The organism is Gordonia oleivorans (assembly GCF_040044975.1).
In the GTDB taxonomy this organism is placed as follows: domain Bacteria; phylum Actinomycetota; class Actinomycetes; order Mycobacteriales; family Mycobacteriaceae; genus Gordonia; species Gordonia oleivorans.
The window spans coordinates 177298-193635 of sequence record NZ_JBDZDI010000008.1 but is presented as its reverse complement, the minus strand read 5'-3'; the positions used below and the strand labels follow the sequence as shown (position 1 = coordinate 193635).

Annotated in this window: 15 protein-coding genes; 9 read left to right on the top strand and 6 right to left on the bottom strand. The window is 67.1% G+C overall.

All coding sequences use genetic code 11. The features are described from left to right. Positions 1–311: 311 nt before the first annotated feature. Together ABLE92_RS14635 and ABLE92_RS14630 are read left to right on the top strand one after the other, a co-directional pair. The gene (locus tag ABLE92_RS14635) at positions 312–2489 is read left to right on the top strand and encodes a DUF222 domain-containing protein (RefSeq protein ID WP_348805507.1); all 2178 of its coding nucleotides are present in this window, start codon (positions 312–314) and stop codon (positions 2487–2489) included. 55 nt (positions 2490–2544) lie between these two features. Further along, positions 2545–2733 (top strand): hypothetical protein, encoded by a 189-nt coding sequence (locus tag ABLE92_RS14630; RefSeq protein WP_348805506.1) that lies wholly within the window; start codon positions 2545–2547, stop codon positions 2731–2733. Here the strand turns inward: ABLE92_RS14630 and ABLE92_RS14625 are convergent. From ABLE92_RS14625 to ABLE92_RS14615, 3 genes are read right to left on the bottom strand one after another with little or no spacing between them, the layout of a single operon-like run. Continuing rightward, complete coding sequence (locus ABLE92_RS14625; protein WP_348805505.1) at positions 2721–3482, bottom strand: AIM24 family protein; 762 nt, start codon at positions 3480–3482, stop codon at positions 2721–2723. The two genes, ABLE92_RS14630 and ABLE92_RS14625, sit on opposite strands and share 13 nt — an antisense overlap. Then, a complete protein-coding gene (locus tag ABLE92_RS14620; RefSeq protein WP_348805504.1) occupies positions 3479–4186 on the bottom strand; it encodes an AIM24 family protein in 708 nt (235 codons plus the stop codon). Before ABLE92_RS14620 ends, ABLE92_RS14625 begins: the two co-directional genes overlap by 4 nt. A 9-nt stretch (positions 4187–4195) precedes the next feature. Further along, on the bottom strand, positions 4196–4816 hold the full coding sequence (locus ABLE92_RS14615) for an AIM24 family protein (protein ID WP_348805503.1): 621 nt from the start codon (positions 4814–4816) through the stop codon (positions 4196–4198). A gap of 154 nt (positions 4817–4970) precedes the next feature. On the opposite strand from ABLE92_RS14615, the gene ABLE92_RS14610 reads away from it, so the two are divergent. The 7 genes from ABLE92_RS14610 to ABLE92_RS14580 are packed head-to-tail and all read left to right on the top strand — an operon-like array spanning position 4971 to position 12427. Then, positions 4971–6101 (top strand): hypothetical protein, encoded by a 1131-nt coding sequence (locus tag ABLE92_RS14610; RefSeq protein ID WP_348805502.1) that lies wholly within the window; start codon positions 4971–4973, stop codon positions 6099–6101. Then, entirely contained in the window at positions 6098–7312 is a 1215-nt protein-coding gene (locus tag ABLE92_RS14605; RefSeq protein WP_348805501.1) for an HpcH/HpaI aldolase/citrate lyase family protein, read from the top strand. Before ABLE92_RS14610 ends, ABLE92_RS14605 begins: the two co-directional genes overlap by 4 nt. Further along, complete coding sequence (locus ABLE92_RS14600) at positions 7309–8598, top strand: phosphoribosyltransferase family protein (RefSeq protein WP_496560804.1); 1290 nt, start codon at positions 7309–7311, stop codon at positions 8596–8598. Before ABLE92_RS14605 ends, ABLE92_RS14600 begins: the two co-directional genes overlap by 4 nt. After that, on the top strand, positions 8595–9728 hold the full coding sequence (locus tag ABLE92_RS14595; RefSeq protein WP_348805499.1) for a cysteine protease StiP family protein: 1134 nt from the start codon (positions 8595–8597) through the stop codon (positions 9726–9728). Before ABLE92_RS14600 ends, ABLE92_RS14595 begins: the two co-directional genes overlap by 4 nt. Further along, on the top strand, positions 9725–10579 hold the full coding sequence (locus ABLE92_RS14590; protein WP_348805498.1) for an HAD family hydrolase: 855 nt from the start codon (positions 9725–9727) through the stop codon (positions 10577–10579). The genes ABLE92_RS14595 and ABLE92_RS14590 overlap by 4 nt, the downstream gene beginning before the upstream one ends. Continuing rightward, a complete protein-coding gene (locus tag ABLE92_RS14585) occupies positions 10576–11841 on the top strand; it encodes a TerD family protein (RefSeq protein WP_348805497.1) in 1266 nt (421 codons plus the stop codon). Before ABLE92_RS14590 ends, ABLE92_RS14585 begins: the two co-directional genes overlap by 4 nt. Before the next feature lie 13 nt (positions 11842–11854). Next, on the top strand, positions 11855–12427 hold the full coding sequence (locus tag ABLE92_RS14580) for a GNAT family N-acetyltransferase (protein WP_348805496.1): 573 nt from the start codon (positions 11855–11857) through the stop codon (positions 12425–12427). A gap of 11 nt (positions 12428–12438) precedes the next feature. On the opposite strand, the gene ABLE92_RS14575 is transcribed toward ABLE92_RS14580, so the two are convergent. From ABLE92_RS14575 to ABLE92_RS14565, 3 genes are all read right to left on the bottom strand, one after another. After that, positions 12439–14118 (bottom strand): plasmid pRiA4b ORF-3 family protein, encoded by a 1680-nt coding sequence (locus ABLE92_RS14575; protein WP_348805495.1) that lies wholly within the window; start codon positions 14116–14118, stop codon positions 12439–12441. A 91-nt stretch (positions 14119–14209) separates the two neighbouring features. Continuing rightward, positions 14210–14944 (bottom strand): DUF429 domain-containing protein, encoded by a 735-nt coding sequence (locus tag ABLE92_RS14570; protein ID WP_348805494.1) that lies wholly within the window; start codon positions 14942–14944, stop codon positions 14210–14212. 11 nt (positions 14945–14955) lie between these two features. After that, on the bottom strand, positions 14956–16257 hold the full coding sequence (locus ABLE92_RS14565) for a TrpB-like pyridoxal phosphate-dependent enzyme (RefSeq protein ID WP_348805493.1): 1302 nt from the start codon (positions 16255–16257) through the stop codon (positions 14956–14958). Between the last annotated feature and the right edge of the window lie 81 nt (positions 16258–16338).

Here is a 16338-nt window from a genome sequence, read left to right as displayed (position 1 = left end):
CGCGGCAACTCCAGATACTCCCGGACATAGGCTGTGATCTCAGCGATCGTGTAACCAGCACTAATACTCATGTTGTGAACCTCCTCCTCGGAAGTGACTCACACCCAGATTGGCATACAACGGGTCGAGCCGACCGGAGCACTAGCGAAGGTCGTGTCGAGACCTCGCAAGCCGACGCTGAAACCTCAATCACACCAACCACATTGAGCCATCCACACCCTGTGGATAGAAAACACTTGCGACTCACGTAGAAAGTGGCTATAATAGAACACATACGCCACAACGGTCTTCTCGGGGGAGGTGACATCAGCATGACAGACACCACCGACAGTCCCATGTCACAACCACTGCAGCTGATGCACCAGATCAACGCGTTGCTCGACGAGCTGGCCAAGACTCCGATGACCGCCTGCTCCGACCTCGAAGTCATCGAAGCGGCGAAACTGTCCGAACAGATCGCGACCCGTACTCACTTTCAGGGTGACCGGGCGATCCTGGAAATTTCTGATCGCAGTGTGCACCGCAAAGTCGGCAAAGTCAGCCTGTCGAACTTCCTGAACTATGATCTGCGGATCGCGCAACCCACCATGCGCATCGCGCATATGAAGGCCACCGCACGATTCCACGGGCTGACCGGGCAACCCGAGGAACCGAAATACCCCACCCTCTCCGATGCCTATGAGAAGGGTTTGATCGGTCACACCCACCTGTCGGCGGCGTTGGAAGCATTGGACAAGATCCCGGGCGCCGTCGCGCATGACAAGAAGGTCGCGGCCGAAGCCACTTTGGGGGAGAAAGCCACCGAACACATCCCCGCCGACATCACCACGATGGGTGCCCGGATCTTGGCGCACCTCGACCCCGACGGGCAGTTGGTGGAGGAGAAGGAACGCCAACAGCGTCGTAACCTGTGGATCAACCAGTCCCGTGTCGATGGGATGGCGAAACTCAACGGGCACCTCCCGCCGGTCACCCGCGCCTTGTGGGACTCCATGCTGGATGCGTGGGCGAAACCCGGGATGAATAATCTTCACGATCCGGAATCGCCGACCGGTGCGATCGGGGATGCCGACCCCGACGTGTTGGCCGCGGCGGTCAAACGTGACGACCGCAGCCAAGCGCAACGCAATCTTGATGCGATGCACGTGTTGTTGGTGTCGGCGATGAAGGAAGGCGTGCTCGGCAAAACCCATCGGGGTTTGCCGGTCGCGTTGATCGCGAAAGCGTTCGTGACGGATCTGCTGGCCGGGGCCGGATATGCCACCACCGCTTCTGGATCCACCATTCCTATTCCGGATTTGCTGAGTGCGTTGGGTGAGGTCACCGACCCCACCGATGTGCAGCAGTACCTGGCGGTGTTCTCCGACGCCATCGACCTCCCCCTGTATCTCGGGCGGGCCCGGCGGTTGGCATCCACCGAGCAGCGGATCGCGTCGTTCTCCCGCACCGGTGGTGAAGTGTGCTCCTTCCCCGGTTGCGGGCAACCCGCCTCCCACTCGGAAATGCATCACGCCAAAGAAGACTGGGCCAACGGCGGGAAAACCGACATCACCGACCTGGCCCCGGCGTGCGGGCCGCACAACCGGATGGTCGGCCCCAACCCCGGCCAGTACACCACCGGCATCTACGAAGACGGACCGCTCGCCGGACGCTGCTGGTGGCAACTCAACGCCGCACCCGGCATGCCGGAAAACCCGAAGATCGTCAACGACCACCCCGACATCACCGCACTCTACGAGCAGAAACTCGACCAGATCCGCGACCAGATCCACGGCGAGCACACCAGCAGTGCCGATTGTGGTTCCGGCGCAACCGAACCCGCAGACACCGAAGCGGGCGATGCCGACGTGGTCGATGTCGAAGGCGTAAACGCTGACGCTGACGCGGAGGGCGAACTCGAGTCGGTGGATACCGGCATCGATGAACCGGCCGATCCCGACGCCGAAGACACCGCGTCGTCGTTCGTGGATGCCGAAATCTCGTCCGATCGTGGTGTTTCGACTGCCGATCAGGCTCCGACCGCCGACTCCTCGAGCATCGACAGCGTCGACCAGGACAACGACCACGATGCCGACATCTGCGATCAGCCCAAACCAGTCGTCGACGAATACGATTCGGGCGCAGCCCAATCCGATCCGGTCGAACCGCGACCACCCGACGGGCCTGCCGCGACTGGCGACGAGCACCGCGACGAACCTGGTGTCACCGGCACCGGGGAGCTCGAGGACGCCTACGACTCGCCCGACGTCGAGGTCACCGCTGATCCCGACGATCCCGGCACCGCCGGCACGCTGCATGGTGCCTCGAGTACCCGTATCCGCATCCGCGGCACGGTCACCGAAGGACAGGCACGTCAGCACCTCATCCGTATGGGCCGCGTCGAGCCCGAGGTCGAGCGACCCGAGATGGATGCCGCCGGCATGCACCCCAGCAACCGAGGCGCACGTGTCCTCGGCGCCATGCTCCAGGACGTTCTCGACACCTCCTGAAGCAGCCCACGCACCGGAGCGCCTGGGCCGTACTGCCGCAGAAACTGTTGTGGCGGTGGGGAGTTCCAGCCTTGCCTTGCGAGGTCTCGACTCGCGGCTCGCCCTGGGGGCTCGCCACGGCTCGACCGGCGAGATGGGCGGCTCGACCGGCGAGATGGGCGGCTCGACCGGCGAGATGGGCGGCTCGACCGGCGAAATCAGGGACAGCTCGGCCGGCGGATCGGTCCGTCGCTACTGGTGCTGACCCAACTGTTGGGTGATCTGCTGGTTGATCTGCATCAGGCCCGGCTGCGACAGGCCGGGGAGGTGGCCCTGGATGGTGCGGACGATCGACATGTCGTTCATCACCTTCTCGCTGGACTGGATGAGAACCGTTCCGGCGCCGGTGAAGTCGAACTGACGCTCCTCACCGGAGTTGATGCCCATCCGGTGTCCGGCCGCGGCGATGAAGGAGTTCACCCAGGCCTGGTCGTAGTGGTGGCTGGGGGCCGGGCAGTCCGACCAGCCGACCAGGGCCTCCGGGTCCACACGCACCGGCGGCTCCACGAACATCACCGGGCCGTTGGAGGACGCGAGGAACTTACCCGTGCCGATCAGGGTGAGGAATCCCGGGACGATCGACTGCTGCAGTGACAGATTCGGTTCGAAGGCAAGCAGACTCGCGGCCCGGATGGTGAGGTTGCCGTCCTCGAGGTCATAGGAGTTGATGTTGTAGCCGCGATCGCCGATGACCAGTTTGCCGTTGCCCTCGACCACGACGTAGTCACCGAGGTGCAGCGGAGCCGAGAACTGCTGCGCCACCATGTGCAGCAACTGCCCCTGCAGACCGTGCTGCAGCGACGTGAAGTTCATCTGGCCGTAGTAGGCGATCATCGCGCCCTTCGACATGAACCACGGCTTGTTGAGTTCGATGACGTAGGAGTAATCGTTGTCCGGGACGTTGTCGTCGGCGGGCAGCGTCATCGGATTCCAGACGGTGTTGAGCTGACTCACAACTTCTCCTCGGATGCCTGAACGAATACGACGCCGTGCCCGGCGCACTCCAATTGCATTCCCTCACCGCCGGTTCGGCCCATGTTGCGCCAACTGACGGTGGACCGCAGCGTGGTGTTGACCTGCCCGGCAGACGCCACGAAGGCCTGCGGGTCGACGGTCACCACCGGACGATCGGGCGCCACCGGAAGCTCGAACACCCCACCGTGGCCCAGGACCACGACCTGCCCGGGACCCGACAACTGCGTGGTGAACATGCCCTGACCGGTCACCGCACCGGCCGCCGCCGACCGCAGCGATCCGAGTAGACCCCCGCCTCCGCCGCCACCGCCGCCGCCCAGCGACGCGACGGACACCACCGACGCCTGCAGATTCGAGGTGTAGGCCAGTGTCCGGGACGCCTCGACCCGGATCGTCCCGCCGACCTGCCCGACGTCGATGATCTGCACCTCGATACCGCGGAACCCGTAGTGCACCACTCCCTGGCCCTGGGCGATCATCGTCGACTCGTGCTCGCCCGCCATCATCCGGCCGGCCATGCCGGCCATCCCCGACATGCCGAACCCGCCGCCGGCTCCGGCGAGCTGATGCGGTTGGAAGAACACGTTCCCGGTGTAGAAGAGCATCGCGCCCTTGCGCGCCACGATCGGCCCGCTCTGGCTGATGTCGACCGAGACGACCTTGCTGTTGACCTTGGTGAACATGACCCTCCCCTACCGTTCCGCCGGCTGGATCGAGACGACGCCGGAGCCGTCGTAACGCAACGAGAACGCCTCGCCGCCACCCTGCCCCAGGGCGCTGCGCCAGCTGACGTCGGTGACGAAGGACTGACTCAACGCGCCCTTCGCGCACACGAAGGCGTCGGGGTCGACGACGAGCGGGAACTGCGGGCTCACCTCCAGGTGGATGAGCGGACCGCCCTGCGAGAGCAACGCGACCTGACCGTGCCCGGTGACGGTGGTGGTGAACAAGCCCTGCCCCGACGTCGCACCGCGCACACCGGCGAAGGTCACGTTGGTCTGCAGATTCCCGTTCATCACCATCAACTGCTGCGACTCCACCTGCAGGGTCTCCCCGGCCAGTTCGATGATGGTGGTCTCGGCCGCGTTGTGGGCGAAGTACACCACCCCGGTGCCGGACGCCTCCATCAACGACAAGCCCTCACCGGTCGCGCGTTGCTTGATCCCAGCGAGCAGACCGTCGCCGCCACCGAAACCGGCGGACTTGAAGTTGATCTGCCCTTCGTAGGCCACCATCGATCCGGACAATGCCCGGACCGCGGTGTTGTTCAAACGGGCCTCCACGACCCGTTTCGAACGTTGCACAAGTTGCATTCGCGAGCCCTCCTCGGAAGTCGCCGCCCACAGCACGGCGCGTCTGGGAAAGAAGTTAGTCGATAGCATCGACTACGTGCCCAGGAAGTTTGCGCGGAGATGGTTCGGGGGCAGCTCACGCGTGAATGCCGATCTCGGCGAGTACACAACCCGAATGACATCGGCGTTCCTCGCGTCCGAGCAGACCCTCTCGGAGATCGATTCGCCCGTGCGTATCGCGGCCGAACTCGACCCGCGATCGCGGATCCTCGACGAGTGGACGCAATTGCGCGAGTACTACGGCCAGGTGACCGCCGAGTACCTCCGGCTGTCCACGGCGGCCACGGCTTCGGATACCCAGAATCATCCCCGGCCCCGTCTCGACGAGCTCACACGCTGCACCGATGCTCTCGGCGCGGTGAACACCCAGATGGGGGAGTTCGGCCGCGTCCACGCCACCGAACTCGATCGCGCACGGCACACCGCCACCGAACTGCGGGTCCTCGATCAACGCGCCCGGGAGTCCGCCACGCAGGCCGCGAGGTCGCTGGAGGCCGCGCCGCCACACCTGCTCGGCTTGCGCGTGGTGACCACCGCCGCCGACTCCCTGCGGTCGGCGATCGCGGCGTTCGAACGGGCCCAGAGCATCCGCGACCGTCGTGCCGCCGGGACCGCGTTGGTGACCGCCGGCCAGCGGGTGCAGGCCGCGCTGATGGACGCGCCCGGCTTCTCCGAGCGGGCCACTCGGGTCATCCGGTCGGTGGATACCCGGCGCAGCGGCATCCGGACCCGTAGCGAGAAGATCCCCGATCTGCTGTCCGCGTTGCGTCGCGAGTTCAGCGCCGAGTGTTCGACGGACCTGCAGAACTCCGATGTGGTGATCCGTACCCACCTCGAGGCGGCCGACGCACACCTCGCCGACGCCCGCACTCACCTCACCAGCGCGCCTGACCAGTCGATTGCCGATGCCGAGGCGGCCCGTGACGACCTCGATTCCGCCGAAGGTGCCGTCGACGCCGTCGGCGACCGCCTGACCCTGCTGCGTGAGGTCCGATCCGATCCGACCGCGGTGGAACGGCAGGTGCGTTTCCGGCTACGTGACGCCCAACACTTCGCCGTCGACAAGTCCCTGGTTGACGAATGGGGCTCGGTGCTCGATGCTCAGGCCGACCGGATCTCGAGGGCGCGGGGGGCGCTGGAGCGTGTTCACCCCGATTACTGGTCCTACCTGACGCAGTTGCGTGCTGTGGAGCAACGGGTGGCCGAGATCGTCGACCGCATGAGAGGACAGGTGGCGGCACGATGACCGCGGCAGCACCCGAGGACGTGAACGCGTCCGCAGGCCCGTCGAAACCCGATGGGCCCGCACACTTCCATCACCTCACCGCCGAGGTCCACGACCACCTGTTCATGCACCGGCCCGAACCGCTGTCGGATACATGGTCCACCCGCCGGCTCGCGGTCGCGCTGGGAGCGACACTCTATGTACCCGCGACGCGACCCGACCTGGCCGAGGTGATCACCCGCCGATACGCCGGTGGCGTGTTGTCGATGGTGATCGACCTCGAAGATGCCGTTGCCGACCATCAGGAATCGGAGGCGATCGCCTCCGCGGTCCGCGCACTCCATGATCTCGAGGGCACCGCGGCGGGCGCGATGATGCTGTTCGTCCGTGTCCGGACCGCCGCTCAGATCGGCACCCTCACCGCCTTGCTCGGATCGTCGGAGGTGTTGTCGGGCTTCGTCATTCCGAAGTTCGGTGCCGACGACGCCGAGGCCGCGCTCCGAGCGGTCCACGATGCCGGCGTCACGTTGGGCCGACACCTGTGGGCGATGCCGGTGCTCGAGTCCGCCGCACTCGTCCACCGCGAAACCCGCGACGACGAATTGGCGGCGATCGCAACGGCTCTCGATGCACACCGGGACGACGTGCTGGCCGTCCGGATCGGCGCCACCGACATGTGCGGGCTCTTCGGTATCCGTCGCGACCGTGACCTCACCATCTACGATGTCCGCGTTGCCGCCGACGCCATCGCCGGGATCGTCAACATCCTCGGCCGCAGCGACCCCTCGGGTCACATCATCACCGGACCGGTGTGGGAGTACTTCGCCGATCACGAACGCCGATTCGCTCCGACGTTGCGGCACACACCCTTCCGTGATCACGACGCGGTGTGGTTCCGTCAGCAGTTGGTCAGCCGCGACATCGACGGTCTGCTGCGCGAGATCGCCCTGGACCGGGCCAACGGCATGCACGGCAAGACCGTCATCCATCCGGCGCACGTCGCGCCGGTGCACGCCCTGAGCTCGGTGACCCACGAGGAGTACCACGATGCCCTCGACATCCTGGCCGCCGACACCGGTGGCGCACAGGCGTCGTCGTACCGGAACAAGATGAACGAGCTGAAACCGCACCGTCATTGGGCCACCCGGGTGATGGACCGCGCCGCCGCCTTCGGCGTCACCAACTCCGGGATCAGCTTCGTCGATCTCCTGACCGCCCTGGACGCCGCGTGAACACCACCACCACCCCGGCCGGCGCCGTCTCGTGGGTCGGTGAGCAGTTCGGCGTCGAGGTACACGGACACAGCACAGCCCAGAGTCCGTGGGCCATCGATGATCTGATCATCGTCGGCCTGCGGCGTAATCGTCGGCGTGCACATCTGCTGGTGTCGACGGTGCTCGGCAAACACATCCCGACCCCACCGAGCGCGGTTCGGGCCGCGGCCGACGACCTCGGCGACGCCGTGATCGCCGCGGTCGGCGCCGACGCGGCGTCACATGCCACCGTGCTCGGCTTCGCCGAAACCGCAACGGGTTTGGGCCACTGTGTGGCCGCACGGATCTCGGCACGGGCCTACATTCATTCCACCCGGCGGCAGGCCACCGGGGTGCCGTCGTGGGGCACCTTCGAGGAGGGCCACTCGCATGCCACCACGCACCTGCTGCAGCCCGCCGACACCGATTTGTTGACCACCGATACGGACGCGCCGATGATTCTCGTGGACGACGAGATCTCCACCGGAACCACGGCACTGCGCGCCATCACCGCGCTGCACGACCGCGCACCGCGCACGCACTACGTGGTGGCGTCGCTGGTCGACATGTGCACCGACGCCCATCGCGCCACGATCGCCGCGGCGGCCACCGAGATGGGGGTTCGGATAGATCAGGTCTCGCTCGCCCAGGCACGAATCCTGCTGCCGGACAGCATCGTCGACGAGGTGTGGGCTCTCGAACCGGGCGCGTTGAATCCCGTCGGCGACCACCGTGGCCAGGTGACGACACTGCACCTACCGTGGCCCGATGGCCTTCCCGACGGCGGGCGGCACGGATTCCTGCGCTCCGACGCGGCGACGTTCGACGCGGCGATTTCAGTTGCCGCCGAACGGATTCGCGAGGTGATCGATCCGTCCGGCGACGTCGTCGTGGTCGGGCACGAGGAACTCATGTATCTGCCGCTGTGCCTCGCGGAGGCGCTGGAGGACTCCGGTGTGTCGGCGCGGTACCAGACCACCACCCGCTCTCCCGCCTATGTGCGTGATGTCGACGGCTACCCGCTGCGCCGCGGATTCACTTTCACCGCACCGGAATCCGACCCGGGGACGCCACGGTTCGTCTACAACCTGGTCTCGCCGTTCACCGCGTCCGAGTCGGAGGTGCTGCCGCAGGTGGTGCTGGTCATCGACGCGCCCGCCGACACCGACCTGCTCCGCGAACCGGGTGGCGTCGTCGATGTGCTCACCGCCGCCGGTCACGACGTGATCGTCGCCGTCGTCCCCACCGGCGGTCCGAGAGAATGACCGCACTCACCCCGCCACCCCTCACCCCACCGCTGAACGGCCCGGGCTTCGGTTCCTACGCTCCCGACGAGGTGACGTGGTTGCTCAAGGACCTCTCCCACGTCGCCCTCGAGGGGGATCTCGCCGAGCGGGAACGCCGAATCCAGAGCGGCGCAGCCCATTACGCCGAGTCGCTGCCCGTCGAGTATCAGCCGGGCGCGCAGTACCAGGACCTGTTTCACGAGGCGTTGCGCGGGTCGGCGGACCGGCTGGCCGAGGCGGTCGGCGTGGTCAGTGAGCTGGTTGTCGCCGAACGCGATCGGGTCCCGACACTGGTGTCGTTGGCGCGGGCGGGCACGCCGATCGGCATCCTGATGCGGCGCTGGATCGCTCACACCTACGGCGTCGACGTCCCGCACTACACGATCTCGATCGTTCGGGGCCGCGGAATCGACACCGTCGCACTCGATCACATCACCGGGCGGCATCGGCCGGAGTCGGTGGTGTTCGTCGACGGCTGGACCGGCAAGGGTGCGATCCAGCGGGAACTCACCGAAGCTCTCACCGCGTACGCCGCCGCGGGCGGCGCGCGACTGCACGACGAGTTGGCGGTGTTGGCCGACCCCGGTTCGTGCACCACCACCTTCGGCACCCGGGACGACTTCCTCATCGCGTCGGCCTGCCTCAACTCCACGGTGTCCGGGCTGGTGTCCCGCACGGTGCTCAACGCCGATCACATCGGCCCCGGCGAGTTCCACGGCGCCAAGTTCTACTCGCATCTGGCGGAGTTCGACGTGTCGAATCTGTTCCTGGACACCGTGTCCGAAAGATTCACCGCCGTCGCGCCCCGCGTCCGGGACACGCTGGCGGCGATCCGCGACGGCGATCGCACACCGCAGTGGTCCGGATGGAAGTCGATGGAACGCCTCCGCGACGAGTACGGCGTCTCGTCGGTGAACTTCGTCAAACCCGGTGTGGGAGAGACCACCCGGGTGCTGCTGCGCCGCGTTCCGTGGATGGTGCTGGTACGGGAGGCCGACCTCGACGAACATGCCCACATCCGCGTCCTGGCCGCCGAACGCGGGGTGCCGGTGGAGGTACGTGGTGATCTCGCCTATTCCTGTGTCGGGCTGATCAAGGAGGATGCGTGAACGGCCTGATCGCCACCGATCTCGACCGGACCCTCATCTTCTCGCGTCACGCCATGGGCGAGGAGCAGTTCGCCTCGCTCGATCCGGTCTGCGTGGAGATCTACAACGGCGGACCCCTGTCCTATCTCACGCCGGCGGCCCGGAACCTGCTGGTGGCGTTGGCCTCCCAGGCGCCGGTGGTGCCGGTGACCACCCGGACACCGACACAGTTCACACGTATCGAGCTGCCCGGCAGTCCCTTTCGTCATGCCGTCGTCTCCAGTGGCGGCCGGATCCTGACCGACGGCACCGACGACCCGGCGTGGCGTGCGGAGGTCGACCGGCGGGTCGCGGCGTCGGCGGCCGGTCTCGCCGAGGTGGTGGCCGCGCTCGAGGCCCGCATCGACGAGAGTTGGGTGACCTCGATGCGCACCGCCGACGATCTGTTCTGCTACATCGTCGTCGACCTCGACCGCCAACCGGACGACTTCCTGCCCGACTGGTCGCAGTGGTGTGCCGAGCGGGCGTGGACGGTGTCGCAGCAGGGCCGCAAGATCTACGCCCTCCCGCAGGTCGTCACGAAGTCCGCGGCACTGGCCGAGGTCCGTGCGCGACTCGTCGCCGACGGGACACTGGCCGACGACGCTCCCGTGTACGCGGCCGGTGACGGGCGCCTCGACATCGATCTGCTGGAGTACGCCGACGCCGCCATCCGGCCACGGCACGGTGAACTCGAGCAGATCGGCTGGACACAACCACATCTCACCGTCACCGACACCACCGGTGCACTCGCCGGTGAGGAGATCCTGGAATGGTTCACCGCGCGTATCGCCGACGCCGCGGTGATCGGCAATGCGAAGATCGAGGTATGACCGTACTCACCAAAGGACAGAACGCACCGCTGCCCGCAGGCGACGTGGTGATCTCCATCGACGTCGGGGCGCCCGCCGACCTCTCGGCACTGCTGGTGACCGATGCGATGACGGTACGGACGGATGCCGACTTCGTGTTCTACAACCAGCCCCAGGGACCGGGCGTGGTGCTGGAGAACCCGACGAGCCGCCCGGTGCTGCGGGTGTCCACCGCCGGGCTGCCACCCGACATCCACGCCGTGCGCGCGGTGATCACCCTCGATGACGCATCGTCGAGTTTCGGTCGGATCGCGGCGCCCGTCGCGCACGTCGGTGACGCTTCCGGCCGGGAGTTGTTCACCTACTCGATCGACGGGTTGTCCAGCGAGTCCGTGGTCGTCGCCCTCGAGGTGTACCGCCGCGGCGGTGACTGGAAGGTCCGCGCCGTCGGGCAGGGCTACGCCGGCGGCTTCGCCGACTTGATCCGCGATCACGGCGTGTCGGTGGATGACGCACCCGCGGCGACCCCCGCGCCGGTGGCCGCGCAGCCGCCGACCCCACCCGCGTACACCCCACGACCGGCGGCTCCGGCCTACACCCCACCACCGGCCGCCGCGCCGCCCCCTCCCCCGTACACGCCACCCGCACCCGCGCCACCTGCTCCACCCGCGGCCTCGGCGCCCGGCGAGATCAGTCTCACCAAGAATCGGCGCGTGAACCTGAGCAAGGGACAGAAGGTGTCGCTGCGCAAGGACGGTGGTGTCGCGCTGACCCGCATCCGGATGGGCCTGGGGTGGGACCAAATCAAACGTGGCGGTTTCTTCGGGGGCCGGCAACGCGAGATCGACCTCGATGCGTCGGTGCTGATGTTCAGTCGCGGGCAGCTCGCCGACGTCGTCTACTACGGGCATCTGTCCAGTGACGACAACTCCATCCGGCATTCCGGCGACAACCTGACCGGCGCCGGCGAAGGCGACGACGAGATCATCTACGTCGACCTCACCGCCATCCACCCGGCCATCGACAATCTGGTGTTCACGGTGACGTCGTATCAGGGTCAGACCTTCGAGGAGGTCGACAACGCCTTCTGCCGCCTCGTCGACGAGACCATCGGCACCGAGCTGGCCCGCTTCACCCTGCAGGGCGGCATGCCGTTCACCGGGGTGGTGATGGCGGCCATCAATCGCGAAGGCGCCGAATGGAAGTTGCGGGCCATCGGCGACGGGTTCCAGGGCAAGACACCACGCGACGCGGTGGGTCCGGCGACGCGATACCTCGCCTGAGCCGAGCGAAGTGATGTCGATCGTGGTGCGGCCGGCGTCGGAGTTCGATGACGTCGCCACCATGGTCGGCCCGAAACGTCCCGATGCGAACGTCTGCTGGTGCCTGAGTTATCGCATCCCCAACAACCTCAACCGATCCCTCGAGCGCCGGCAGCGCGGTGAGTATGTGCGGGAACTGTGCGAGAAGACGCCTGCCCCTGGGGTTCTCGCCTACGACGGCGACGAGGTGGTCGGGTGGGCGGCGATCGCGCCGCGCGCCGACACCACCTTCGCGGGCAACCGCAAGATCCCGCATGTCGACGATCTCGATGTCTGGTCACTGTGGTGCATCCGCGTCCGTCCCGGGTATCGCAAACGCGGCATCACCGCGCACTTGATCGGTGGCGCAGTCGATTTCGCCCGGGCCAACGGGGCGCCGGCCGTCGAGGCGTACCCGGTCGACAACGGCGCCGATCGGGTGGACCTGACGATGGCCTACGTCGGCACGCGAATGATGTTCGAGCGCGCCGGCTTTCGGTATGCCGCCGACACCACGTCGGTGCTCAACCGGTTTACGCGGGTGCTGATGCGGCTGGCGTTGGACTGACCTCGCCGCTCTCAGCGCAGGCCGAGTCGGTCCAGCTGCCGGTTGACGGCGCCGACGTCAAAGACCTTGGCGTCCACCGATACCCCGGCCGGAATCCCGGCCCACCGCCGCAGATTCTGGTGTTCGGGGTGCGAGGGTGTGTTCACCGCGGCAAGAAAGTGCTCCCATCCCGGCGGACCGCCGACGTCCTCGAACGGGGCCATGCCGGCACCCTCGACAACGCCCTGCTTCGCGTCGTCGTCCTCGTCCTCGTCGAGGTCGACGACCGTCATCCGGTGAGTCCATCCGTCACCGAAGTCGTACTCGTAGATGGCCTGATCACCCTTGCGCCGCAGAATGTCTCCGACGGCGGTGAGGTCCTCGTTCTCGGTGTTGTCGCGGCTGTCGAGATCATCGGGGAGTTGATGACCGGGTATGTACACCGCATCGCCGGCCGCGAACTGATGAAGGTGCGAATCCTCCCAGTCGAAGATCACCTGCAGCATCTCGTGCAGCTCGCCGAGCATGGTGTCGCTGTGTACCCGGATTGTTCGCCACACCGCCGGTTGTACGTACTCGAGTTCCACACGGAGGGTGAGCATTCCGATCGCCGGCAGGTCGGGCAGGTCGGGCGGTTCCGGAATGGCCGAGACGACGGCCGGCCGCAGTCCTTCCGGGATCACGTATGCGCCGTCGACGTAGTACAGCCAGCCCTCCGCCACGAACGCGGAGAGGTACTCGCGTACGAGGTACCCGAGGTCGGCACCGATCTCGTCGTCGCGCCACCGGTCGATGTCGGCATCGGTCACCGGCGACGACGACATCGCCTGAATCACCACACCGATGACCTGCGCACCCACGTCGGACCTGACAGACGCCAGAGCGTTCGGCTTCGGTAGACGTCCACCGACCCAGGTCGCCAGCGCCGACCGCAGGAAGTCCAGCGACTGATCGGTCCATTCCGGCACCCGGGGACCGGGCGTCGCCCTGGTGCTGCCGACGTCGACGAGGTCCAGCACCTTGAGGTAGTTCCACATCCCGGACAGATACGGGTGGTCACCCATACTGCGGAGGTGCTCATACACCGGGACGTCCAATGCCGTCGCGAGGTCCCGCGCCGCGGCGAGTTTGAGCCACCCGGTCTGGGTCACCGGCTTACCGTCGCCGAGCCAGTCGAGGAACGCGGTGATGCGTTGAAGGACACCGGTGGCCAGGAGTGCGGCCCGCTCCTCGTCCTCGTCGACCGGAGCGATGTCGGCGCCCACATACCGGAGTCCGAAGACCTGCTCGAGCCGCTCTATCGCGTAGGTCGCCACCTCGTCGGTTCCGGCCCACAGATCCGACTCCACAAGGAACTCGAGGAAGCTCGTGACGGGCAGCGTTGTCGCGATGCGGGCTTCGGGTCCGAACTCCTCGCCGATCGACGCGAGCATGCTCTCGAGTCCGTCGACGTCGGCACGTGTCCAGGCGTCCGGCCGGAATCCCGGCCGCTGGTCGGCGAAGTCATCGAGAGCCAGCGATACACGTCGCACGAACATCGCCACCTGGTCGGGATCGTCCGGGATCACCCTCTCGGTGAGCCATTGGGCGAAACGACCCTGCAACGCGGGAGACAGGCTCGAGTCGAAGAGCGGTACCACCCGATTCGGGTTCGACGCCCGTTCGGCCTGCTTGGCTTTCCGCTTGGCGCGGCGTTGCTTCTTCGTCGACATCGGGGTCGACCCTACCGGGAGAGGGCAGTGGATCGGGCGCAGAGCGCTGTCAACGTGGCGGCGGGCGCTGTCAGTGCGGCGGCGGGCGCTGTCAGCCGTCGATGAGGTCGGCGAGCGTGCAGGTGGGCAGGTGAATCCAGCCCTCCCGCGCGGCGACGTCGCGGTCGGCGTCGGTGGGTGGCTCGGTCCGGCCGAGTGCGGCGGCGCGGGCGATGAGTGCGGTGATCACCGCGTCGAAGGCATCGTCGTCGCGTTCCATCACCGCACGGTGGGCGCCGAGATCGAGCCAGGGCGCGGCCGTGCGCAGGTCCACCACCAGTTCGGTGAGTACGGCGCGGTTCGCCGACCGCTTGTATCCGCGGGAGCGCAGACCCCACCGGCGTAACGCGCCGGCCGGATACGCCTCGAGCGCCCAGCCGTCGACACGATCGGCCACACCGAGGTCGGCGAGCAGCCCGGCGCACCGGAACGCGACGTGGGCGATCTGATCCGCCGACACACTCAGCGGGCGTCCCGCTCCGATCTCGATGAGGTGACGGTCGGTGCGGCGCAGGGCGAGTGGGCGTCGCCGATCCACGTCGTCGAGTCCGCGTCCGGTCGGTGTGGTGCCGCGGTGATGGGCGCTCACGAAGTCGACGAAGTCGTCGGGCCAGCCGAACGGCGAGTCGATGCCCACGCGGTCGGCACCCGAGATGACCGCACGAATCCGCGCGTCGTCGGCCGGGATGACCAGATCGACCAGGCGGGCCCGTCGAATCCGCCAGTCGATCACCGCCACCGCGGTCTTGGCCGGTGCGGCCGCCAGATCGATTCCGGCGGTGCGCATCACGGCCGGTCTCACATCTTGCCGTCGAGAAACTCCGCGTAGGCCGGCAGATCCAGCTGTCCGTGCCCGGAGAGACCGATGACGATGACCTCGTCCTTGTCGCTGTCGGCGACGTGTGCGGCCGCCGCGGCGATCGCGTGCGTCGACTCGGGTGCGGGCACGATGCCCTGGGTTCGGGCGAACTGCACACCGGCGGCGAACGCGTCGCGCTGGGTGATCGCCACGCCCGAAACCAGTCCCAGCTCCACGGTGTGGCTCAGCGCGGGCGCCATGCCGTGGTAGCGCAGACCGCCGGCGTGGATCGGATCGGGAACGAAATCCATTCCGAGCGTGTGCATCTTGAGCAGCGGGGTGAGTCCGGCGACGTCGCCGTGGTCATACCGGTACTCGCCCTGGGTGATCGACGGGCACGCAGCCGGCTCGGCGGCGACGATGCGCGGGTCGGAGCGGCCGTGGATCTTCTCCCGCAGGAACGGGAACGACAGCCCGGCCAGGTTGGAACCGCCACCGGCACAACCGAAGACGATGTCAGCGCCGCCCGGTTCGACGGCGGCGAGCTGTTCGACGGCCTCCACGCCGATGACACTCTGATGCAGCACAACGTGATTGAGCACGCTGCCGAGTGCGTAGCGGGTGTCGTCGTGGGTGGCTGCCACCTCCACGGCCTCACTGACCGCCATCCCCAGACTGCCGGTGGTGTTCGGGTCCTTGGCCAGCATGGCGCGTCCGGCCTCGGTGAGCTCCGACGGGCTCGGGTGCACCGTGCCGCCGTAGGTGCGCATCAGGTAGCCGCGGTACGGCTTGGAATCGTAGGAGGCGCGGACCTGCCACACCTCGACGTCGATACCGAACTGGGCACCGGCGAACGCCAACGCGCTACCCCACTGCCCGGCACCGGTTTCCGTGGTCAGCTTCCGTACGCCGTCGATCGAGTTGTAATACGCCTGCGCCACAGCAGAATTGGTCTTGTGGCTGCCGACCGGGCTGACGCCCTCATACTTCACGTAGATGCGCGCCTTGGTGTTCAGTGCCTTCTCGAACCGACGCGCCCGGAACAACGGCGACGGCCGCCACATCTGATAGATCTCCCGAACCGGTTCGGGGATCTCTATGTACGGCTCGGCCGAGACCTCCTGGGCGATCAGACCCGACGGGAACAACGCGGCCAGATCGTCCGGACCCACCGGCTCCTTGGTGCCCGGATGCAGGTGCGGCGGGATCGGCGTGTCGAGCTCGGCGGCCAGGTTGTACCAGTGCGTCGGGACGTCAACGGTGATCAGTTCGGGGTTGGAGGCATCCACGTGCATCGTCATGGGGTCACTGTAATGGGTGGGTGCGGGGTGGTTGGGCGGGTTGGGGGTGGTGGGCGTCTCCCGCGTCGGTTCACCATGGTC